This is a genomic window from Lentzea sp. NPDC092896 (assembly GCF_044754905.1).
Classification (GTDB): domain Bacteria; phylum Actinomycetota; class Actinomycetes; order Mycobacteriales; family Pseudonocardiaceae; genus Lentzea.
The window spans coordinates 595,047-617,233 of sequence record NZ_JBIVPX010000002.1 but is presented as its reverse complement, the minus strand read 5'-3'; the positions used below and the strand labels follow the sequence as shown (position 1 = coordinate 617,233).

General features: G+C 70.0%; 11 protein-coding genes and 1 pseudogene. 8 read left to right on the top strand and 4 right to left on the bottom strand.

Features of this window, described 5'->3' with window-relative positions:
* The first annotated feature begins 271 nt into the window (after positions 1-271).
* The 3 genes from ACIQF0_RS14030 to ACIQF0_RS14020 are packed head-to-tail and all read left to right on the top strand — an operon-like array spanning position 272 to position 5,877.
* Positions 272-2,674 (top strand): type 2 lanthipeptide synthetase LanM family protein, encoded by a 2,403-nt coding sequence (locus tag ACIQF0_RS14030; RefSeq protein WP_401029070.1) that lies wholly within the window; start codon positions 272-274, stop codon positions 2,672-2,674.
* Positions 2,675-2,730: 56 nt separating this feature from the next.
* Complete coding sequence (locus ACIQF0_RS14025) at positions 2,731-2,952, top strand: hypothetical protein (RefSeq protein ID WP_401029067.1); 222 nt, start codon at positions 2,731-2,733, stop codon at positions 2,950-2,952.
* 51 nt (positions 2,953-3,003) lie between these two features.
* Positions 3,004-5,877 (top strand): ATP-binding protein, encoded by a 2,874-nt coding sequence (locus ACIQF0_RS14020; protein ID WP_401029064.1) that lies wholly within the window; start codon positions 3,004-3,006, stop codon positions 5,875-5,877.
* Positions 5,878-6,478: 601 nt separating this feature from the next.
* Here ACIQF0_RS14020 and ACIQF0_RS14015 read toward each other — a convergent pair.
* Positions 6,479-9,442, bottom strand: coding sequence for an AfsR/SARP family transcriptional regulator (locus tag ACIQF0_RS14015; RefSeq protein WP_401029062.1), 2,964 nt, complete (start codon positions 9,440-9,442; stop codon positions 6,479-6,481).
* Between the two features lie 270 nt (positions 9,443-9,712).
* Between ACIQF0_RS14015 and ACIQF0_RS14010 the strand changes: the two genes are divergently transcribed.
* The gene (locus tag ACIQF0_RS14010; protein ID WP_401029059.1) at positions 9,713-10,954 is read left to right on the top strand and encodes a nucleotide sugar dehydrogenase; all 1,242 of its coding nucleotides are present in this window, start codon (positions 9,713-9,715) and stop codon (positions 10,952-10,954) included.
* Positions 10,954-12,048 carry a hypothetical protein gene (locus tag ACIQF0_RS14005; RefSeq protein WP_401029056.1) on the top strand — a complete coding sequence of 365 codons (1,095 nt, stop codon included), beginning with the start codon at positions 10,954-10,956 and terminating at the stop codon, positions 12,046-12,048. Before ACIQF0_RS14010 ends, ACIQF0_RS14005 begins: the two co-directional genes overlap by 1 nt.
* 97 nt (positions 12,049-12,145) lie before the next feature.
* On the opposite strand, the gene ACIQF0_RS14000 is transcribed toward ACIQF0_RS14005, so the two are convergent.
* Complete coding sequence (locus tag ACIQF0_RS14000; RefSeq protein ID WP_401029053.1) at positions 12,146-14,179, bottom strand: ATP-binding protein; 2,034 nt, start codon at positions 14,177-14,179, stop codon at positions 12,146-12,148.
* A 76-nt stretch (positions 14,180-14,255) separates the two neighbouring features.
* The gene (locus tag ACIQF0_RS13995) at positions 14,256-14,630 is read right to left on the bottom strand and encodes a nitroreductase family deazaflavin-dependent oxidoreductase (protein ID WP_401029050.1); all 375 of its coding nucleotides are present in this window, start codon (positions 14,628-14,630) and stop codon (positions 14,256-14,258) included.
* Positions 14,631-14,694: 64 nt separating this feature from the next.
* On the opposite strand from ACIQF0_RS13995, the gene ACIQF0_RS13990 reads away from it, so the two are divergent.
* The 3 genes and pseudogenes from ACIQF0_RS13990 to ACIQF0_RS13980 all read left to right on the top strand — a co-directional run bounded on the left by ACIQF0_RS13990 (position 14,695) and on the right by ACIQF0_RS13980 (position 17,591).
* Positions 14,695-15,237 carry an SMI1/KNR4 family protein gene (locus ACIQF0_RS13990; RefSeq protein WP_401029048.1) on the top strand — a complete coding sequence of 181 codons (543 nt, stop codon included), beginning with the start codon at positions 14,695-14,697 and terminating at the stop codon, positions 15,235-15,237.
* 131 nt (positions 15,238-15,368) lie between these two features.
* Positions 15,369-17,177, top strand: a pseudogene (locus tag ACIQF0_RS13985) (glycoside hydrolase family 3 protein); the annotation flags it as partial.
* Between the two features lie 24 nt (positions 17,178-17,201).
* A complete protein-coding gene (locus ACIQF0_RS13980) occupies positions 17,202-17,591 on the top strand; it encodes a carbohydrate-binding protein (protein WP_360039552.1) in 390 nt (129 codons plus the stop codon).
* Positions 17,592-17,637: 46 nt separating this feature from the next.
* Here the strand turns inward: ACIQF0_RS13980 and ACIQF0_RS13975 are convergent, their stop codons facing one another.
* Positions 17,638-22,077, bottom strand: coding sequence for a fibronectin type III domain-containing protein (locus ACIQF0_RS13975; RefSeq protein ID WP_401029045.1), 4,440 nt, complete (start codon positions 22,075-22,077; stop codon positions 17,638-17,640).
* Positions 22,078-22,187: the final 110 nt, after the last annotated feature.

The window sequence follows — 22,187 nt, the reverse complement described above, 5'->3', positions numbered from 1 at the left end:
GCACCTCCGTGTAGTGGTTCTCGGTGTTTCAGGCCCCGTTGCGGCCTGGCCCAAAATCTGCCCTCCACCAGCGAAAACCTCATCCGTGGCGGCCACCACCATTCGGAAAACGCAGCTCGAGGCCACTGCGGGCAGGGGTGCGACCGGCGTGCGCTCAAGCGATTCGCGAGCGGCATGGGTGAGCATGCGTAATGGCCCATGCGCAGCGGCGGGCCAATGGTGGTGTTCTACACCCATGACCCGTCGGTAGAGCCCTGGCACGCTTCGTCTCATGGAGATCGCCTGCCGCGTCACACCCGCTCCCACGGACGTGTTCGCGCACGTCGTGGAGCCTTGGGTGGCCGCGGCGAGCGCCCGTCTGCACGCCGCACTGGCCGCACTGCCCGAGACCGCCGTTGACCCGTCCGCACTGGTCGCCTCGTGCGCCCAGCTCCTCACCAGCCGGCTCACCCGCCTCGCGGCGCCGGTTCTCGTGCACGAGCTGGGGCAGGCCGACGGCCTCAAGGGCGCGGACGAGCACGAGCGGTTCCAGGACTTCCTCACCCGTGCCCACGTCGAGCACTACCCGGTGCTCGTCCGGGAGCTGGACGGCGAACGCGACACCGCGGTCGAGATCATCACCGAGCTCGCCACGCGCTACGCGGCCGACCAGGACCGTCTGACCGGCACGCTGCTCGACACGAAGTCCGCGCTCGTCGCCGCCCGTCCCGGCGGAGATCGGCACCGGGGAGGACGGGCGACGACGGTCCTGGAGCTCGCGGACGGGCAGCGGCTGGTCTACAAGCCGCGCGGCGTCGACGCCCACCTCGCGCTCGCGCACGTGGTCGAGCTGGTGAACGACCTGGTCGACCTCGGTCTCGCGACCGTCAGGGCGGTACCGGGTGACGGGTACGGCTGGACCGAACACGTCGAGCCGGCCCCGCTGCCCCGCGACGACGCCACGACGTACTTCCTGCGGCTCGGCGGACTGCTCGCGGTGCTGCACCTGCTGCGCGCCACGGACATGCACCACCAGAACGTGATCACCCGCGCCGACCAGCCGTTGCTGATCGACGTGGAGACCCTCTTCCAGGCCCAGCTGCCAGGAGAACGGCCCGATCCCGCCGTCGTCGCGCTCGGCCGTTCGGTCGCGCGCACCGGTCTGCTGCCCGCCGTCGCCGGACGGCACGGGCTCGTCGACATCTCCGGCGTCGGCGGCGACGCCGGCCAGGAGACCTCCAGCGCCACAACGGAATGGCTCGACGCCGGCACCGACCGGATGCGCGCCGTCCTCAGGCCGGAGTTCGTGATCGGCGCCGCGAACCGCCCGACGTGGCAGGGCCGGCCCGTCGAGGCCGCCGACCACGCGGACGCCGTGCTGTCCGGGTTCCGGCAGACCTACGACGCGATCTCCTTGCACAGCGCGGAGTTCGCCGCCCTGCTGGCCGGGTGCGCCTCGGTGCCGGTGCGGATCGTGCCCCGGCCGACGGCCCAGTACGCGGGTCTCCTCGCCGCCGCCCGCGGACCGGAGTTCCTGCGCGACGCCGACGTCCGGCTCGCCGCGTTCACCACGGCCTGCGCGACGGACTTCCTGCCCGGCCTGGCCGAGCTCGAGGCCGCCGAACTCGATACGGGCGACGTCCCGCTGTTCACGACCCGCGCGGACGGCCACGACCTGGTGTCCGCCAAGGGAAAGCTTCCCGGAGTGCTCGCCACGTCCGGGCTGGAGGACGCGCTCGCGTGTCTGTCCGCGTTCGACGAGTTCGACCGCGACGACCAGGAATGGGTGATCGCCGCTTCACTGGCCACCCGCCGCGTCGCGGTCACCGGAGCCGGGCCGGGCAAGGTGCGGCAGCACGCCGTCGGCACGGACGAGGTGCTGTCCGCGGCCTGCACGATCGCCGACCGGATCGTCACGACCAGCTACGGCACCGAGCGGATCAACTGGATCGGTCTCGAACCCGTGGGCGACACGCGGTGGCTCGTGCTGCCGATGGGCGCCGGACTCGCGCACGGCTACACGGGAGTGGCGCTGTTCCTGGCCCAGCTCGGCCGGATCAGCGAGGTCTGCCGCTACACCGACGTCGCCCGCCGTGCACTCGCGACGGTGCCGGACCTGCTGGCCGCGCTCAGGGGCAACGACGACCTCATCGCCGCGGTCGGTTCCGGCGGCCTGACCGGGTTCGCCGGAATCGGTTACGGGCTCGCCAGAATCGCCACGCTGCTCGACGACGACGAGGTCGCTCGCTGGGCCCGCGCGACCGTTCGGTTGGCAAGTGCCGCGGCGGAGTTCGAACCGGAACACGGCCTGGCGGCGGCGATGCGGGCGCTGGACGCGGAAATCGGCTGCTCCGACGCACGTGAGCTGGCCGAGCGGTACCCGGACGGACCGGCCGGACCCGACCGGTGGTGCCAGCACGATGCTTCCAAATGGACGGACGACGACTTGTCCTTGTGCCACGGGGAACTCGGCCATGCGGACGTGTCGGTCGGCGGCTGGTCCGCCGCGACCCGGCACCGCCGTACGGGCGAAGTGCTGGCGACGTTGCGCCGCGACGGTCCCCGCTGCGTCACCCCGGACCGCGTGCCCACCCCCGGACTCCTCACCGGACTCGCCGGACTCGGGATCGGCCTGCTGCGCCTGGGATTCCCGGAGCGGACGCCGTCGGTCCTGCGCTTCGAGCCGGGAAACTGATCTTCCCCGTTCACCGGGGTCGTGCAAGAAACCGTTACTCACCAACAGGAGAAGCAATGAGACTCTCGGAGACCCACGACCAGTCCGCCTCGACTCGGGCCACCACCAGGAAGATCGGCCTGCGGATCGCCGCGCTGACGGGCGTCGTCCTCTCCGCAGGCGTCATCGCCGCAGGTCCGAGCGCCGCGGCGCCGACCAGCGCCGACGTCGTGCTCGACTCGGTCGTGTCCGTCAACGGCGGTGGGAACGGTTCCACGTGTTGCCGTCCGGAAAACTGACGCCCGATTTCTGACCGTATGTCACCGTTTCGTGGCAGGTCGTGATCTCATGTGCGAGTGGCATTACGTGCACCAGTCGTCGTCGGTCGAGACCATGAGCTGGGACTGATCAGGACGACGTTGGCGAAAGTCGCTGCGGGGAGGGGTCAGGTCGTTTTCCTGACCGGTGAAGCCGGGATCGGCAAGTCCCGGCTCGCCACCGCCGCGACCGACCTCGCCTACCAGAGCGGAATGAGCATCATGCGCGGCCGGGGCAGCGCCATGAGCCGCACGATCCCGTTCCGCTGTCTGAGCGAGGCGTTGCTGTCGTTGCAGCGCCTGGGCACCACCGTCGACATCGACGAGCTGGGCCCCTACCGTCCGGCACTCGCCCGGCTCAACCCCGACTGGGGTTCTGCTTCCGACGACGCGTCGAGCAGCTCGCTGATCGTGCTCGCCGAGGGTGTGCTGCGGCTGACCGAACTCGTGGGCCGTGAAGGCGGATGTGCCGTCGTCATCGACGATCTGCAGTACGCCGACCCCGATACGTTGGCAGTGCTCGAATACGTCATCGACAACATCTCGCACCAGCCGACGTTGCTGCTCGCGACGATGCGCGACGACGACAGCGCGGCGCTGGAGTTCGCCCGCGCCACCAGCAAACGCGACTCCGCCACGCTCATCGAGCTCCGGCGTTTCAAGCACGAGCAGGTTTCCGTGCTTGCGGGTGCGTGTCTGGAGGGCGCTTTGCCCGCGCCCGCACTGGATCTGCTGTGGGCGGGCAGCGGCGGGCTTCCGCTGTTCGTGGAGGAACTGCTCGACGAGATCGTCTCGGACGGACACCTCGTGCGGACCGGGGACGTCTGGAGCATGGGCGAGGCGGGCGTGCCGCCGTCCGCGTTGGTGCACAGCGTGGCGGGCCGGTTCGGCCGGCTGAACGACCAGGCGCGCGAGTTCGTGTCGGTCGCGGCCGTGATCGGCCTCAGGTTCCCGCTCACCGTCGTCCGCGAGGTCACGGGCCTCGACTACCGGACGTTGCTGCGCCACCTGCAGAGCGAACCCGTGGCGCACCTGATCGGCCCCGACGACCACACCCCCGACTGGTACCTCTTCACGCACGCGCTGGTCGCCGACGCGGTCCTGACCCTGATCCCCGAGGACGTCCAGTCGTCCCTGGCCCGGCGCGCGGCCGACGCAGTCGAGAAGCGCTACCCCGGCGTGCCCGGCGACTGGTGCCACCTCTGCGCGACGCTGCGCGAGGCGGCCGGCCAGACCGCCGCCGCCGGTGCGCTCTACGCGGAGGCCGGGCGGCGAGCACTGGCCCAGGGCGCCGCGCAGTCGGCCGTCACGTTGCTGGAACGCTCGCTGGAACTGGTCGAGGACCCCGTCCAACGCTTCGAGGCGCTCGAAGCCCAGCTGCTGGCACTGACCGAGGCCGGCCAGGTCGACCGCGCGCTGGCCATGAGCTTCGACAGCTCGGGCCTCGACCGCCCGCACCGCGCCCGCCTGCACACGCAGCTGGCGTGGGCCGCGAACCTGGCCGGCCGCACGTCCGACGGCCTGGCCCAGGTGGAGATCGCGCGGGCGTTGCTGGGCGACGCCCCACCCGAGGAGTGCGCGCCCGTGGACGTCGTGGCCGCGCACCTGGAACTGGACCGCTCCGAACCGGGCAGCCTCGAACGCGCCGAGGAGACCGCGCTGCGAGCCGCGACCGTCGCCGAACGCGTCCCGCTGCCCGTCGTCGCCTGCCAGGCGTGGCAACTGCTCGGAGCCCTGACCCGCCGCCGCGACCCGGCCCGCGCCACGGCGTACCTGGAACGCAGCCGGGCCTTCGCCATCGCGCACGACCTGCCGATCTGGGAGATCCACGCTCTGGTGAGGCTGGGCCTGGACGACGCCCTGCGCTCCGGCGACCTCGGCCGTCTCGAACAGGCCCGCGACCTGGCGTCCCGGATCGGCGCGGTGATCGCCCGCTACCAGTCCGAGGTCAACATCGGCCTGCAACTGGTCCTGCGCGCCGACTTCGCGGCGGCCTCCCTGGTCGTCGACGACGTCTCCTCCGCCGCGAAACGCCTGGGACTGCAGGAGATCAGCCAGTTCATGGCGGTACTGCGAGCCGTCCTGGCAGGCCACCGCGGCGACCGGACGACGTTGACCGAGGCCTGGTCAGTGCTGTCCGAACCGGGCGGCGAGCAACACACCGCCCGCCTGCACGGCCTGGCGGCGACGTTCTGCTCGCTCCTCGAAGAGGACAGACCGAGGGCGCGAGCCGATCTCGCACTCGCGCTGGCCGCCGAACGCGCCACCCCGACCACCTACCACCTGACCGGCCGCCTGGGCCTCTCCCTGTTGCTCAGGGCCGTGGACGGCGACCTGACCCGCGCCGAGTACGACTCCGTCGTAGCCGATCCCGCCGCCGGTCTCCGCTGGGACCACCACTTCGCACTGCTGGCCGCCGCCGTCCTGGCCGGCGCCGAAGGCGACAAGGACGCCGCCCTGGCCCAGGTCCAGGAGAGCGGCGACGTCGGCCACCCCTACCCGATGGCCCGCCACCTGGGCCTGCGCCTGGTAGCCGAGGCCGCGGTCCGCGACGGCTGGGGCGACCCGGAGACCTGGCTGCGCAGCGCAGAACACCACTTCCACGACGCCGGCATCGCGGCCGTGGCCGGAGCCTGCCGCGCCCAGCTGCGCCTGATGGGCGTGCGGGTGACGCAGCGCCGGTCCGGGGTCGACGAGGTGCCGGACGAGCTGCGGCTGGCCGGCGTGACCGTGCGCGAGTACGAGGTGCTGCGGCTGCTCGGGGTGCGGCTGGCCAACAACGAGATCGCGGCGCAGTTGCACCTGTCGCGGCGGACCGTGGAGAAGCACGTGTCGAGCCTGCTGACGAAGACGGGGCTGACCAACCGGCTGGCGCTGGGGAAGCTCGCGACGGAGCATTCCGACTGACGCGGCCATGTGAATGCACTATCACCGCAGGCCTGTGGATAACCGTTTACCGGGCACCGAAGGCTTAGACAGTGATCAAAATAGTTAATCAGACACAAATTGCTGAATTGCCACGAGAAGTGACCAAGTGTCGCGGCACGACCCGTAACATGGAAAACCCGGCCCGCTTGACGCGAGCCGGGCTTGAAGCCGAGCCGAGAGTTGCCGCCTGCTACGCGACGACTGGACCTCAGCCGAACTTCATGGACCAAACGCTGTAGACGGTAGCCAACACGCTGTAGCCGACGGTCGGCCACTCGGCGGTCGTGCCTACAAGCACGGCCCCGAGCAGGCCCAACGCGACCATCAACGCGGTCCTTGAACGTCTGTTCAATTTATCCTCTGTTCGTGGGACGGACCCCCGACCAGATGATCTTATTCAGTCGCGTGAGCTGCTTCACACCGCCCCTACCCAGCGCGACACCAGCACACGGAGCGGGCCGCCCTCCAAGATCCACATCGCCCTTCCGGCAACGACATGCCGTCATTTCGAGGCAATTTGGGCAACTCACCGTAGGACGAGTTGCCCAATGACGGACACCCATTGTGGTGACGAGCGCGTCTATTCCACCTCGAAGAGGTTGGTGCGCGATTCGCCGCCGAGAGGTTCCGCGGCCTCGGATTGATCACGCGAATGCGGAACCGCGGGCTGCGTGAATTGCGCGAGCTCCTCCAGGTGGGCGGCTATCACGTCCGCGCGGCGATCTCCGACGTCCACGAACGCGGCGAAGGAGGCCTCCCACCGCTCGACGGCCGGCTCCAGCTCCCCTGCTCGCCACTCGATCTGTCCCAAAACGTCCAGGGCCATGGCTTCCGCCTGGCGATCCAGTCCCCTGGACAGCTCGATCGCACGGGTCACGTAGTGCCGACCCAGGTCGAGGTTGTCGGCTTTGACGATCGCCGCCAGCAGGACGAGGGTCCGAGCTTCGCCGGGAACGAAGTGCGCCTGCTGGTACAGGCCGATCGCAAGGTGGCAGTCGCCCAGTGCGCCGAGCGGCTTGCCGAGGTCGAATGAGAGCTGGGCGAGCTGCCTGCGACTGTCGGCCTGACCCTTCACGTCGCCGATCTTCTCCCTCAGATGCAGGGCCTGGTAGAGGTGCGACGTCGCCTCGTCGATCCGATTGACTCTGGCGCACACCTTGCCAAGCCTGTGCAGGATTCCCGCTCTCGTGTCGTCGGTGACGGCGAGCGCGAGAGCCTCCTGGTACGTCTCGATCGCGCGAGTCGCGTTGTGCACCCCACGAAGGCACTCCGCCTGGTTGCGCAGGAGCACAGCGAGCGTTTCCGGGTCGTCCCGGTCGCCGAAGATCTCGCGAGCCTCCCGGATACACCGGTCCGCCGACTCGAAGTCGCGCCCGGCCATGTGGACGAAGCCCAGATTCTGCAGCGTGTCGACCACGACTCCGGTGCCACCGAACTTCCGTGCAGCCGCCGCACCAGCCCGCATCACCGCGACGACGGAGTCATGACGGCAGTAGCGAAGCAGCAGCTCCCCCACACCGTTGGCCATGCGCCAGACGTGTTCCGGGTCAGCCACCCCGCGCACGACCGCGACGAGCGCGCCCTCCTCTTCAAGACACCACCGCCGCACCTCGTCCTGATGAGCGAAGTCACGTGGTGTCACACCAGGAGGCAACGACAACATCGGTACTTCCTCCCGGAAGCCGACCACACAACGATCCGCGTGATGCACGGTGTGCGTGTACCACGCGGTCATCCTGGCCATCGCCGCGTCCCGTGCAGCCGGATCTTCGTCCTGCTCAGCGCGTTCTGTCGCATACTGGCGCAGGAGGTCGTGCATGCTGAAGCGATCACCGTCCGTCGGCTCGACCAGCCGCGTCCACGCCAGCGACTCGACGAGCTGCCGCGCCTCCTCACGTTCGGCCCCGATGAGCGCCGCGACGATGTCGAGCGACACCTCGCGCACCGGGTGCAGACCCAGCAGCCTGAAAAGCCTCGCCTGCTCGTCCGAAAGGCTGCTGTAGGAAAGCTGGAAGGCAGCACGAATGCTTCCCGTTGACCCGCTTCCCAATGACAGCAACGCGCGGTCCGCGGCGAACACTCGCACGAAGTCGTCGAGTGAGCGACGAGGTTGTGCCGCAACCTGCTCCGCGACGAGTCCCATGGCGAGCGGCATGCCGTAGACCAGCTCGGCCAGCCTCACCACCGCCGAGGGATCGGACGAAGCCCTGGAACCCAGCCGATTCCGAAGCCAGTCAACGGTTTCATCCTGTCCCAGCGGATCGACGGTCAGACATCGGGCGCGGTCGCGCAGTGCGAGCTCGCTCAAGCGCGAACGGCTGGTCACGAGCACCACGCAGTTCGACAGGGCGGGCAGCAGCGGGCGAACGTGGTCCGTGTCCGCCACGTTGTCCAAGACCACGAGCATGCGCCGGTTGGCGAGAAGCTCCCGCAGGCGTGCTGTTCGGGCCTCCAGCGATGGCATCGAGTCGGCCGCGACACCGAACTCGGCGAGCAGTTCCTTCACCACCTGGGCCGCCTCGACCCTCGGGCCGTGCGCCACACCATCCATCGACGCGAACCAATGGCCGTCCGGGAACCGTTCGCGCACCGACCACGCCCAGTGGACGGCCAGGGTGGTCTTGCCGACTCCCGGCGGACCGTCCAATGAGATCAAGCGAGGTTGCGGATGCGGGAGGATCAGGTTGTTCAGCTGTGCCAGCAGATCCGACTGACCGGTGAACACATCGACGTTGTGCGGCAGGTACTGCGGCCCCGGCGGCGCGGAGGACGGCGCGGTCTGCCGGGCGTGCTGCTCGCGAAGCTCCTCGTGCAACGTGCGAAGTTCCTCCTCGGAGCCGTCGGCGATCTCGGCCTGGATGCGGCGCCGGGCATCGAGGTAGTAGCTCACGGCCTCCACTCGTTTGCGAAGGCCGTACAACGCACGTAACCGGTGCCGGGCCAGCATGACGTCGAGATCATGCTCGGGCTGGATTTCGTTGAGATGGGTGAGCATCCGCTCGAACCTGCCCAGCCTGCCGAGGCTGTAGAGCAGACCGTTCAAGGTCGTCAGGTAGTGGTCACGCACGAGCACCCGGCGCCGGTCGGACGCGAGATCGCTGTCGAGATCGGCCAGCGGCTCGCCGGACCACAGTTCGATGGCCTCCTCGGCGAGTGTGCACGCCTTGTCGTGATCCGGCGGCGACTCGTGCGCGGCCGTCTTCGCTTTTCGCGACAGCTCCGCAGAGGCGTAGAAGTCGATCAGGGAGCGGTCCACGTCCAGTTGGTAGGCGCGTTCCACGTTGGAGATCACCGCGGGCAGGCCGGCGTCGCGCAGGGCCGCTTTGATGCGGGCGATGTAGGTCTGCAGGGTCGGGTACGGCTTGCTCGGGAGGTCGTCGGCCGACCACACCCATTTTTCCAGCGCGCGCACCGTTACCGGTTTGCCCGCGTGGAACAGCAGAACCGCGAGAACGGCACGCTCCTTTGGCTTCCCCCAGTCCAGGACGAAGCCGTCTGCCGTCCTCAGGCCTGTGCGCCCGAGAATCCTGAATGCGATCTCCACCCGCGCCACCCCTCGCCAGGTGCATCTCTCCCGTGAGCAGTGTGCTCCCAACGCCGGGGGCTTTCCAGCGATGTTGCGAATTCGAAGCCCGATCGGCGTACTGAAAGCACTCTGAAACCGCAGGCAGTCCAGCGCGCATGGAAAACGCTTCCCCGATTGCGGCGCCATGCCGTTTCACCTGCGCGTTCAGCGCATGAGCGGTGCACGGAAAGCAATTCGGGCAGAGTCGCGGCGCACCTTGGTGTCCACAAACCCATTGGGAGGTGTGTTGTGGACATCATCGACATCACCGTCATCGGACTCGGCTTCACCGGATTGCCGACCGCCGTCGCCGCCGCTCGGTCGGGACTGACCGTTCTCGGAGTGGACGCTAGTGCGGAACGGGTCCGGGAGATCAGCGAGCAACGGCCCGGTTGCGGGCTCACCACGGTCGCGGACCACGAGCTGAATTCCGCTATGGCGAGCGGACGGCTTTTGTTGCGGAACAACACAAAAGGAATTCCACACTCGAACGTCTACGTGTTGTGCGTGCCGACGCCGGCGGATCGGCACGGCAGGCTCGACGTGTCGTTGCTGGCGCAGGCGGCCGACGACGTCGCGAAGGCCATGCGGCCGGGGGCTCTGGTGATCGTGCAGAGCACCTGTGCGCCGGGCACGGTCGAGGAGGTGGTGTTGCCGCGCATCGCGGCCGTGTCGGGGTTGTGCGCCGGGCTCGACTTCCACCTCGCCCACTCCCCCGTGCGCACGGATCCCGGCAACGTCGCCGTCGACACGGTCCCGAGGGTCGTCGCGGGCTACACGCCGCGCTGCACGGAACTCGCGGTGCGCTTCGTGAGCCGGGTGGCGCACCGGGTCGTGGCCGTCAGCTCGACGCGCGCCGCCGAACTGGTGAAGATCTTCGAGAACACGTTCCGGATGGTCAACATCTCCCTCGCGAACGAACTCGCGGCGCTGTGCCGGGCGCAGCGGGTCGACGTCGAGGAGGTGCTGGAGGCCGCGGGCAGCAAGCCGTACGGGTTTCTGCGGCACCGGCCAGGGCCGGGCGCGGGCGGCGACTGCATTCCCGTGTCGGCGGGGTTCTTCACGGCCAGCGCGCGCCGGCACGGGCTGCACTCGCCGGTGGTCGACGCGGCGATCGCGGTGAACAACGCGATGCCCGCGCACACCGTGCACCGGGTGCGGGAGGCGCTCGCCGCGCGCGGGCTGCCTCCGTTGCGGCGCAGCAGGGTGCTCGTCGCGGGCGTGACCTACAAGCCGGACACCGCGAACGTCCGGCAGTCCGCGGCGGTGCGGGTGATCAACGAACTGGCCGCCGAGGCGGACGTGACCTACCACGACCCGTACGTGCCGAGCCTCGTGCTCGACAACGGGGCCACGCTCCTCTCCCAGCCCGTCGACGCACCGGCCGACATCGTGCTGATCATGACGAAGCACGCGGCGCACGAGCCGGTGCGACGCGACGACGTGCCGGTCTTCGACTGCTCGTCGGGCGCCCCTGTGGAGGTGGCGTGATGTGGGAGCCGTTCGGGCTGGGCGCCGCACGGCGGGTGACCGTGCCGGAATGCCGCCAGGTGCTCGTGCTCGTGCCGCATCTGGTCGCGGGCACCCGGTTGATGGACGTGCTGCCGCTCCTCGCGGGCGATCCACGGGTGCAGGTCGTGTGCACGGTGCCCACCGGATCGCCGCCGGGCACTGCAGAGTTCGTTGCGGGACAAGGCGTTTCGATGACGCCGTGGGACAACGCGCTGCGGCACCGGTTCGACCTGGTCGTCGCCGCCAGTCGCCAGGGCACCGACCTGGTGCACGGCCCGGTGATGACGTTGCCGCACGGCGCGAGCGCGGCGAAGTCGAAGCGGCTGCACGGGCACGGTCTCGACCGGGCCTCGCTCACCCGCGGCGGCCGGGTGGTGCCGGCGGCGATCGTGCTGGCACTGGACGACGAACTCGCGTTGCTGGCGGACGCCTGTCCTGAGGCACTGCCGCACGCCGTGGTGGCGGGCGACATCTGCTTCGACCGGCTGCGCGCGAGCCTGCCGTTGCGCGACGAGTACCGGGCCGCCGCGGGCATCGCGCCGGACGAGACGCTCGTGACGATCACCTCGACCTGGTCGGCGCGGTCGACGTTCGGCAGCCGGATCGCCCTGTACCGCGGGCTGGCGCGACAGAGCCGGACGGCGGCGATCCTGCACCCCAACATCTGGCAGGTGCACGGCGCGTGGCAGGTCCGCGCGTGGCTGGCCGACTGCCCGGGACTGATCATCGTGCCGCCGGAGGAAGGCTGGCGGGCGATGGTCGTCGCGAGCGATGCCGTCGTCGGGGACGCCGGTTCGGTGACGCAGTACGCCGCGGCCGCCGGCGTGCCGATCGTCCTCGCGGGCACGCCGCAGGTCCGCGCGGACAGCCTCGCCGATCTGCTCGCCCGGCGGGCACCGCGACTCGACGAGAGCAGACCCGTTGCGGAGCAGGCACAGCGCGTTCCGCTGACCATCAGCTCACGGCCCGGCGAGGCGGCGGCTGTGCTCCGCCGCACGATGTACCGGTTGCTCGGTCTGGCGGAGCCCGGACGGGAGTGCCTCGCCGAACCGGTTCCGGTGCACCGTGCCTGACGGCGTCACGCGGTCCGGCGACCTGCTCGTGGTCCACACCGGCGCCCGAGCGCGGTGGGTCGCCGTCGCGGACGTCCTGGTGTGCCCGCCGATGCCGTCAGCGGGGGTCGCGCTGCTGCTCGCCCGTCGGCTGCTCCGGGATCACGTCGGCTGCGAGGCGGTGCTCGTGCCGCTCCAGCAGGTCCCGGACGCGGACGGCGGCGGGATCGGCCCGATCGTGGAAGCACGCGAGCGCGGCCAGGTAGTGCTCCCGTGCCTGGTCGTGGTCGTCCGCGAGCGTGCCCAGCAGCACCAGGGCGTCCGCGCGGTCGAACGGTGACGTGCGCAGGTCGTTGCTCGCCGAGTCGAGCAACGACCGAGCGCGGTCGTGCAGGCCGGCGTCGGCACAGGCCCTTGCGAGGAACGTCCGCACGCGCGCCCGTTCGACCGGGTCGGTGAGCAGCGACTCGGCCAGTTCGAGCTCCACGACCGCCTCGTCCGCGCGGCCCAGTTCGATCAACGCCTGGCCGATCCGTCTGCGCGCCATGGCGACGCCGCGCTCACGACCAGGTCCGGACCGCGCTTCGAGCACCCGCCGATAGCAGTCGAGCGCGGCCGCGGGGTCCCCGCGTTCGAGATGAACCCTGCCGAGCAACGACAGCGCCGACGGCCCGCTCACCGGATCCGTGAGGCCCGCAGCCAGCACGGCGTCGAGTTCGGTCACGGCCTCGTCGTGGCGGCCGAGGTTGAGGTAGGCCATCGCGAGCCGGGTGCCCAGCCTCGCCGCGGCCACCGGGTTGCCCGACTCCCGTGCCGCCGGGATGGCGAGCCGGTGGGTCTCGACCCAGTCGGCGTAGTGGTGGCCCTTGAGGAAGAGGTGCCACATCGCCTCGCACAGCTGCCAGACCAGGTCAGGCCAGTCGTGGTCGTACGCGCACCTGATCGCCGCGACGAGGTTCGCCCGTTCCAGCTCCAGCCACTCGGCGGCGCCGGCCGCCATCGGCACGGCCTCGCGGTAGGCGGGACCGATCCGCTGACGCCCCGGCATCACGGCCAGATCAGCGGAAACCGCGGTGGCGACACACCATTCGATCAGCCGCCGGAGTCCCTCCTCGATGGCGGGGTCGGCCTTGGTGCGCGCGTGGGTCCGGAGCATGTCGTGGAAGCGGAACCGGTTGTCGGCGGTCTCGGTCAGCAGGTTCTTCTCCACCAGCTCTTCCAGCGCCTCCGCGACGTCGTCCACCTGCTCGCCCGCCATCGCCGCGGCCGGCTCGGCACCGAACCCGGTCCCCGGCAGCCAGGCGCACAGCCGGTACAGCCGCGCCTGCCGGACCGGCAGGTCCACATAGGACAGGTCGAGCACGGCGGCGACCGACGCGTCCTCGTCCAGTTCAGGCAGCCGGTCGTCGCGCAACTCGGTCAACTCCCGTCCCACCGACCGGCGCGGCCGGGCCGACAGCCGCGCGCCCACCACCGACAGCGCGACCGGGAGGCCGCCGCAGAGCCTGGCCAGTTCGCCTGCGGCGTCGGGTTCGGCCGCGAGCCGGTGGTCCTGGACGAGCTGTTCGAGCAGTCGCACGGAATCCCGCTGGCCGAGCGGCTCCACCTCCACGAACCGCGCGCCGTCGGTGCCGAGCGGGCTCAGCCGCCAGCGACTGGTGACAACGACCGTGCCCGAAGCCGGCAGCAGGGGCCTGACCTGCGCGGACGACACGGCGTTGTCCAGCAGCACCGAGAACGCGAGGCCCGCGGTGACCGAGCGGAACAGCGCCTGCCTGGCCGCGAGCGACACCGGCACGTCCCGCATCCCGAACGCGTGCAGGAACCACTCCAGCACGTCTTCCGGCGCAATCGGCCCGTCCGGCGAGTGCGCGCCCAGGTCGACGTAGAGCTGGCCGTCCGGGAACTCCTCATGCCGATCGTGCAGCCACCGCAACGCCAGCGACGTCTTGCCCACCCCGCCCGGGCCGCTGATCACCAGCAACGGCCAGCCTTCCAGCGCCGCCAGCTCGTCCTGCCTGCTGACGAAGCAGCGCGGCGCGGGCGGCAGCTGGAACGGCACGGGTATCGGCTCCTGGTTGTGCAGGTGCACCGTGCCGATCGACGACGCCTGCACCACCCTGCCCGCACTGCCCGACATCACATTTCGCACTGGTCCCGACCTCCCCGTCCGTCCAAGCTACGGCCAGGAGGGCTGCCAAATCAGCCATCACTCGGGTTGCGGCGCGTCACGTCGCGGCGAGGTCCATCCTCAGGTACTCCTTGATGCGCAGCGCCTTGGGAGGCCGCTTCACCTCGTCGGCGAGTGCCGCGAACGCCTCCGCCTCGCCGACCACGCGCGGTGTGGTCAGTTCGAGCTCCTCGCCGTCGACCGTCAGCCGCGCACGGCCGGCCGCCATGACGTTGCGGACCCAGTCCGAGTTCGATCCGTAGACCAGGACGACCAGGTAGCCGCCGTCGACCGGGTGCGCCTCCATCGGGGTGCGGTAGGGCATTCCCGAGCTTCGGCCCACGTGCGTGAGCACCGCCCACTTGCCGCTCTTGATCGCGCGCGGGTTGAACACGCGTTTGTTGATGTGGCCCCACCATCTGGGCATCGGCATGTCGGACTCCTCTCCTCGTCCCAAGACGCCGTTCGCGGACGATCTGTTGAAGTAGCGTGCGCGCGTGGAGATCACTGACGACCGGGACTTCCCCGCCGCACTGGCCGCGCTGAGCGGCATCGACTTCCCCTGGGAGTACGACGAGAAGGCCGACGAGCCCTCGCCCGGCAACATGGACTACGAGCCCTACCAGGAGTTCGACTCCGCCGAGGAGACGACCGACTGGATCAGGTCGTGGACCGGCAACAAGGAACTGGACGGCGACGCGTTCCGGCCGTTCGGGCAGGACGGCACCGGCGGGCTGGCCGTGCTGTGGCTGGTGCGGGAGGGGCCGCTGACCGCGCAGCCCGTCGTGTTCTTCGGGTCGGAGGGCGAGGTCGGGCCCGTGGCGACGAGCCTGGGCGAGTTCCTGTGGTTGCTCGCGGGTGGGGTGGGGCCGCAGGAGGCCGTCGAGTTCGGGTCGGACACCGGTGTGCCGCACGCGGAACTGCGTGCCGTCGCGGAGAAGTACTCCGGGGTCGAGCCGCACACGCCCGCCGAGGTGCTGGCCGCGGCGCGGGCCGAGTTCCCCGACTTCGCGGAGACCGTGCAGTCCTGGTGCCGTTAGGGGCGGGCAGGGGAACCGGTCCTCGTTCCGGTTCCCCGATGGTCTATACCACTTTGTGAACGCAGGTTACGCTCGGCGAACCCTGTTGTGCCGCAAGGTAAACAGGACCTCGTCCCCCGGAGGTCTGCCCTGTGAGAAAGCTCCTCGCGGCCGCACTACTGATCAGTGCCGCCGTCATCCCCACCGGTACGGCCGCCGCGGCCGACCCGATCTACAAGGACCCGACGCAGCCGATTCCGGCGCGGGTAGCCGACCTGCTCGGCCGCATGTCGCTCGACGAGAAGGTCGGGCAGATGACGCAGGCCGAGCGCAACGCGGTCAGCAACGCCGACCTGACGAACTTCCGGATCGGGTCGCTGCTGTCCGGTGGCGGTTCCGCGCCGTCGCCGAACAACGCCACGTCGTGGGCGAACATGTACGACAACTTCCAGCGCGCGGCGATCGCGACACCGCTGGGCATTCCCATGATCTACGGCGTGGACGCCGTGCACGGCCACAACAACGTCGTCGGCGCCACGATCTTCCCGCACAACATCGGCCTGGGCGCGACGCGCGACCCGGCGCTGGCGCAGCGGATCGGGCGCGCCACGGCCGAGGAGGTGTCGGGCACCGGCATCGACTGGGACTTCGCGCCGTGCCTGTGCGTCGCGCGCAACGACCGCTGGGGCCGCACCTACGAGTCGTTCGGTGAGACGCCCCAGGACGCCACGTCGATGACGACGATGATCACCGGCCTGCAGGGCTCGAAGCTGTCGGACTCCGGCTCTGTGCTCGCCACGGCCAAGCACTACATCGGCGACGGCGGCACGACCAACGGCACCGACCAGGGCAACACGCAGGTCAGCGAGGCCGAGCTGCGCGCGACGCACCTGCCGCCGTTCCGCGAGGCCATCGCCAAGGGCGTCGGTTCGGTGATGATCACCTACAGCAGCTGGAACGGCACGAAACTGCACGGCCACAAGTACCTGATCACCGACGTGCTGAAGAACGAGCTCGGTTTCAGCGGCCTCGTCGTGTCGGACTGGAACGCGATCGACCAGATCGACGGCCAGGCGGGGTTCACCGCCGCCGAGGTGCGCGACTCGATCAACGCCGGCCTCGACATGATCATGGTGCCGACCGCGTGGCGTCAGTTCATCACCTACCTCAAGCAGGAGGTGCAGGCGGGCCGCGTGCCGATGTCGCGCATCGACGACGCCAACCGCCGCATCCTCACCAAGAAGTTCGAGCTCGGCCTGTTCGAGAAGCCGCTGACCGACCGCGCCTACACGCCGACCGTCGGCAACGCCGCGCACCGCGCACTGGCCCGTGAGGCCGTGCGCAAGTCGCAGGTGCTGCTGAAGAACCAGAACGGCGTGCTGCCGCTGCCCAAGACCGCGTCGAAGATCTTCGTGGCGGGCAAGAGCGCGGACAACATCGGCTACCAGAGCGGTGGCTGGACGATCTCCTGGCAGGGCGGCAGTGGCGCGGTGACGCCGGGAACCACTGTGCTGCAAGGCATCCGCTCGGCCGTGTCGACCTCGACCACGGTGACGTACAACCGCAACGGCACCGGCATCGACGGCACGTACCAGGCCGCGATCGCCGTCGTCGGCGAGACCCCGTACACCGAGGGAGCGGGCGACCGGCCCGGCGGCCTCGGCCTCGACGCCGAGGACATCGCGACACTGAACACGTTGCGCGCCACCGGTGTCCCGGTCGTGGTGGTGCTCGTCTCGGGCCGCCCGCTGGACATCGCGGCCCAGCTGCCGCAGTGGCACTCGCTGGTCGCGGCCTGGCTGCCCGGCACCGAGGGCAACGGCGTCGCGGACGTCCTGTTCGGCGACTACAAGCCGACCGGCACGCTGCCGTTCACGTGGATGCAGAGCGCCTCGCAGCAGCCGATCAACGTCGGCGACGGCAAGGCACCGCTGTTCCCGTACGGCTTCGGCGCCCAGTTCCCGGCCACGCAGAACGCGTACGCGTTGATCGGGGCCTCGTACTACGACGAGCAGAGCGGCACGCAGGTCGAGCGGTGCACCGACTCGGGCTGCGGGCAGAACGTCGGCTACCTGACGCCGGGCGACTACGTGGCCTACGCGGACGTCGACTTCGGCGCCACTCCCCCGACCTCGGTGACCACGCGGCTCGCCTCCGGCTCCACGGCGAACGGCACGCTGCAGTACCGCCTGGACAGCCCGACCGGCCCGCTGGTCGCGACCGTCTCGGCGGCGGGCACGGGTGGGTGGCAGACGTGGGCCAGCCGCACGGCCACGGCGTCCGGCGCGACCGGGGTGCACCGGTTGTACCTGGTGGCGACCGGCGGCACGGGTGGTGACCTGGCGAACGTGAACTGGTTCCAGTTCGCCCGTTAGGCGATGTGGCTGAGCGGCCCGTCCAGACCGGACGGGCCGCTCAGCTCTACCTCTGCTCCTTGTACAGCCATTCGCACCCCGGCTGCACCCCCGCGGTCGGCGATTCGCTCCAGGTCACCCGATACCCGCCCCACCACAGGTTCGCGCCGACCTCGAAATCGTTCGGCGGCTCGATTTCGGCGGCGCCGTAGGCCACGAGGAACGCGTGCACGCTTTGGTACTGGGCCCACTGGTCGGAGTGAATCTTCTCGTGCTCCTCGAACCGCGGGAACCCGGACTCGAGGTGCTGGGCCGGCATCGGCCACGCGGTCTTGCGGATGTCCGCACGTTTGATCGACTCGCACCTGAGCTGGGTCTCGAGGACACTGCGGCTGCGGTTGTAGAGCAGGTAGTCCCCGACCGTCATCGGGTTGTCGGGGCTGAAGAATCCGCGCGCGTTGTAGCAGACCCGCTGGTACCTGGTGTAGCCGCAGTCCTTGCCCGCGGTGAGCTCCCTGGCTCTCGCGTTGGACCCGTTGGCCTCGTTCGCCGGGCGCCAGGTCGCCGTCCCGGCCGTCTGCGCGATGGCCCACGGCACCGAGGTGCGGCCGCTCGTGCCGGCCGCGTTCGTGGCCCGCACCTGGAACTCGTAGACCTCCTGCCACGCCAGCCCGGTCACGGTGATCGACGTCTGCGGCAACGGGTACGGCAGTGTCGTCCACTCCTCGTACCAGGGCTGCTGCGGTGTCGTGGGCGGGCCCGCCTGCCGGTAGGAGACCCAGTACCAGGCGTTCGGGGTCGAACTCGGGCTCCACGAGAGGTTGATCTGGCCCGCGGCGGATCCCTTGCTCGCGCTCACACCCCACGGCGCGGCGGGGAACGGCGGCATCGGGGTCGCCTCGACGGTGTTGGTCGAGGCGCTGGTACCGCTCATGTTCGTGGCTCGCACGCGGAACTGGTAGCCGACCGCGTTCGTCAGCCACATGCTCTGGTGGGAACAGCAGTTCGCGGGCAACTGCCGCCACGACGACGCGCTCGTCTCCTTGGTCTCCACCACATAACCGACCCACGGGGTGGGGCTGGCCTGCCAGGCGATGTTCACCGTGCCGTCACCGACGGACTGGACGACCAGGCCGCTGGGCGCGGACGGGAACGGCGGCATCGGCCTCGCCCGCTGGGCGGCCGTGGGAGGACCGTCACCGGCGATGTTCGTGGCGCGCACCCGGTACTCGTAGGTGTGGCCGTTGGTCAGGTACGTGTGCACCCACGACGTGGCGGGGCTGAGCGTCTGCGCGGAACGGAACTGCTGGCCCGCGGTGACATCGCGGTGCTCGACGACGTACCAGGCCCCAGGCACCGCCGCCCAGTTCAGCGTCACCTTCCCGTCGCCCGCGGCCGCCGTCAGCCACGCGGGCGCGGCGGGAGCGGGTGGCAGCGGGCGCACCTGAACCGAGTTGGACCAGGGGCCTTCGCCGTGTTCGTTGGACGCGGACACGACGTACTCGTAGGTGTCTCCGTTGATCAGGAACGCATCCGCGAACGAGGTCTCCTGGATCGGGAGGGGGAACTTGGTGAAGCCCTCCCCCGCGCTGACGTTCCTGCGGTGCACGAAGTAGTAGGCGCCCGCCTGCACGGAGTTCCACGTCAGCGTCGCCTTGCCGTCACCGGGCGCGACCGAGAGCGACGGGGCGGCCGGCGTGCCGCCGTGCGCGGTGATCTGGATCGGCGCGGACTGCGGACCCTCACCTCCAGCGTTCGCGGCGGCGACCCTGAACTCGTAGACGTGGCCGCTGATCAGCGGATCGGCCACCCCCTGGGTCGCGCTCAACGGCAGACCCCAGCGGAAGAAGGCCTGGCCGGCGGTGACGTCGCGCTGGTAGACGAAGTAGCCGATGTTCTGGCCGACGCTGTCCCAGTGCAGGAACGCACTGCCGTTCGGTCGGGCGAGAGCGCTCAGGCCCGTGGGTGCGACGGAGGGTGCTTGGACCCGCGACGTCGCGCGGGCCGGGGCGGAGAACGCGGATTCCTTGCCCGCGAAGGCGGAGGTCACCTTGAACTCGTAGACGTTCAGGTGGTCGAGCCAGGCCGCGGTCGCCGTCGTACCGGACGTCACCGGGTAGGGCCACTTCGTGAACTCGTTCTGCCCCTTGGTGACGTCGCGCTGGTACACGAAGTACCAGAGTTGGTCGCGCGGCGCCGTCCACTTGAGACTGATCGTGCCGTCGGCGGCCGCGGTCGCGATCAGATCGACCGGCGGCGGCGGGGCGGCCACGTCGGCGACCACCTGAACGGCGTTGGAGAAGGCCGCGCTGTCACCGGCCTGGTTCGTCGCGGCCACCTTGAACTCGTAGGTGTGACCGGGCACGAGGTAGCCGGCGGTCGCGGTGTCGCTGTCGGCGACCGGCAGATCCCAGCGGTAGAACTCGGTGTCGCCCTCGGTCACGTCGCGCTGGAGGATCCACGTCCAGGTGTTCGGCGGCCGGGTCCAGCTGAGCTTCACCGTGCCGTCGCCGTTGCTGACCGCGGTCAGGCCGGTGGGCGCGGGTGGCGCGGCCATCCGCGAGGTGGCCTGGACCGGCGCCGACTGCGCACCCTCGCCGCCGCGGTTGGTGGCGGCGACCTTGAACTCGTAGGTGTGCGTGTGCGTCAGGTAGTCCGCGTCGATCGTGGTCTCGCCGGCGATCGGCAACGGCCACTTCGTGAACGCGTTCGCGGGGTTGTCGGAGATGTCGCGCTGGTAGACCCAGTACCAGACGCCGGGCGCGGGCGCGTCCCAGCTCAGGCTGATCTTGCCGTCGGACCGGGGCGTGGCGCGGAGGTTGGCCGGCACACCGGGTTTGGCGTAGCGGGCGGTCGCGCGCACGGCGGCGCTCGGCGCGCTCGCCTGACCGGAACGGTTCGTCACCACCACGTACTCGTAGACGTGGTCGTGTTCGAGGTCGACGTCCGTCACCGCGGCCGACCCGGAGTCCGGGAAGTACACCGGCGCGCCGGTGCCGGGGCCGTTCGTCACGTCCGTGCGGAACACCTGGTACCACAGCAGACCCGGGCTGGTGCTGCGATCCCACGACAGCGCGACACCGCCCGAGTCGTTCGCCGCGGCACGCAGGTTCGCCGGAGGTTCGGGCGCTTTGACCCTCACCGTGAGGCTGAGGGTGGCCGACGTCGGGCCTTCGCCGTTCGCGTTCTGAGCGGTGACGCGGAACTCGTAGGTGTGACCGTCACGCAGGAACGGCACCGCGGCGGTCGTCCCCGTGTACGCCTTGGGATGGCGGGAGAAGAACTCCTGGCCGTTCGTGACGTCCCGCTGGTACACCCGGTAGCTCGCACCGGACACCGGCTGCCAGGACAGCGTGGCTCCCCCGTCGTTGTCGTCACGCACCCCGAGCCCTCCCGGCGCACCGGGCAGTCCGGACGGGTCCGGCGCCGGCGGTGGCCACGTCACGTCGACGAACCGGGGCCGGTAGATCCGGGCGTCCGCCTTGGTGTCGGCGGCGTCCAGGCTGTTGACGTTGTAGGAGACGACCAGTGTGCCGTTCTGACCGAGCTGTGGATGAACGGTCGCGTCGTAGACGATGACCGGCCTGCCGTCGGCGCCCGCCTCCGGTGCCTCGTACAGCGGGCGGGGGTTGACGAACGGGCCGGTCGGCGCGGAAGCCGTGTACGCCACCAGGGTCGGGTTGAACGTCAGGTTGCCGTCGATCGTCATCAGCACGTACTCAGCGCCCACCTTCGTGACCGAGAACGCCGTGCCGGTGCCCGTCAACAGCCGCGCGGAGTCCGCCTCGCGGGCCGACCACGCCGAGCCGGTCCAGAACTCCCAGGTGCCGTCGAGGCCGGTCGTGCGGGCCAGGTGCAGACGCTTGGGTTCGTCGCCGTTGGACTCCGAACCGTAGACGTAGGTGCGGCCGCCCTCGGTGATGACGTCCTGGCCCCATGCGATCTTGTCGCCCAGTGGGAGGGTGCGTACACCCGTGAGGCTCAGGGACGGCAGGCTGAAGGTGGCCAGTGCGGTGCCCTTCAGCTTCAGGTCGAGCACACCGCCGCCGGTCGACTCGATCTGCATGTAGAGCACCTTGAGGGTGTTGCCCTCGACGATGCCGTCCGCGACCCAGTGCGACAGCGACGAGCCCGCGATCTCGACCAGTGAGGACGGTGCCGCGGGCGTGCCGCCGTGCAGTGTCGGGCCGAGCTGGCCGTTCTGCTCGACGACGATCGTGTTGTGGACCATCGGCGAGTTCGCCGGGCGGCTGCCGTCGGCGTTCACCGTGCCGAGGAAGGTGTCCGAGAACAGCCACGCGGTGCGCCCGTCGGGCAGTGGCACGGACGCGGTGCGGTCGCCGCCGGTCCAATGGCCGCCCTGGTTGCCGTACGTGTTCCACTTGGCGTTCAGCGCCGCGTTCGGCACGGTCGTCGGTGGTGGTGCCGCGGTCGCGACGGACACCACCTCCGGGACCAGCCCGGCCATCAACACCATCACGAACACAGCACGATGAACTCGCAGCATCTCACGCCCCCAGTTGGCAGATCCGCGCAGTGAGTGGGGATGCTACGGCTCCCGGAGTCGGCGCACACGGAGCCGTTCGGCCCATCATCCCCAGGTGGGAGCCCCGTTCA

What these genes read in the sequence shown, in the direction of transcription:
- ACIQF0_RS14030 (WP_401029070.1), top strand. Translation starts at nt 272, where the DNA reads ATGGAGATCGCCTGCCGCGTCACACCCGCTCCCACGGACGTGTTCGCG.
- ACIQF0_RS14025 (WP_401029067.1), top strand. Translation starts at nt 2,731, where the DNA reads ATGAGACTCTCGGAGACCCACGACCAGTCCGCCTCGACTCGGGCCACC.
- ACIQF0_RS14005 (WP_401029056.1), top strand. Translation starts at nt 10,954, where the DNA reads ATGTGGGAGCCGTTCGGGCTGGGCGCCGCACGGCGGGTGACCGTGCCG.
- ACIQF0_RS13995 (WP_401029050.1), bottom strand. Translation starts at nt 14,630, where the DNA reads ATGCCGATGCCCAGATGGTGGGGCCACATCAACAAACGCGTGTTCAAC.
- ACIQF0_RS13975 (WP_401029045.1), bottom strand. Translation starts at nt 22,077, where the DNA reads ATGCTGCGAGTTCATCGTGCTGTGTTCGTGATGGTGTTGATGGCCGGG.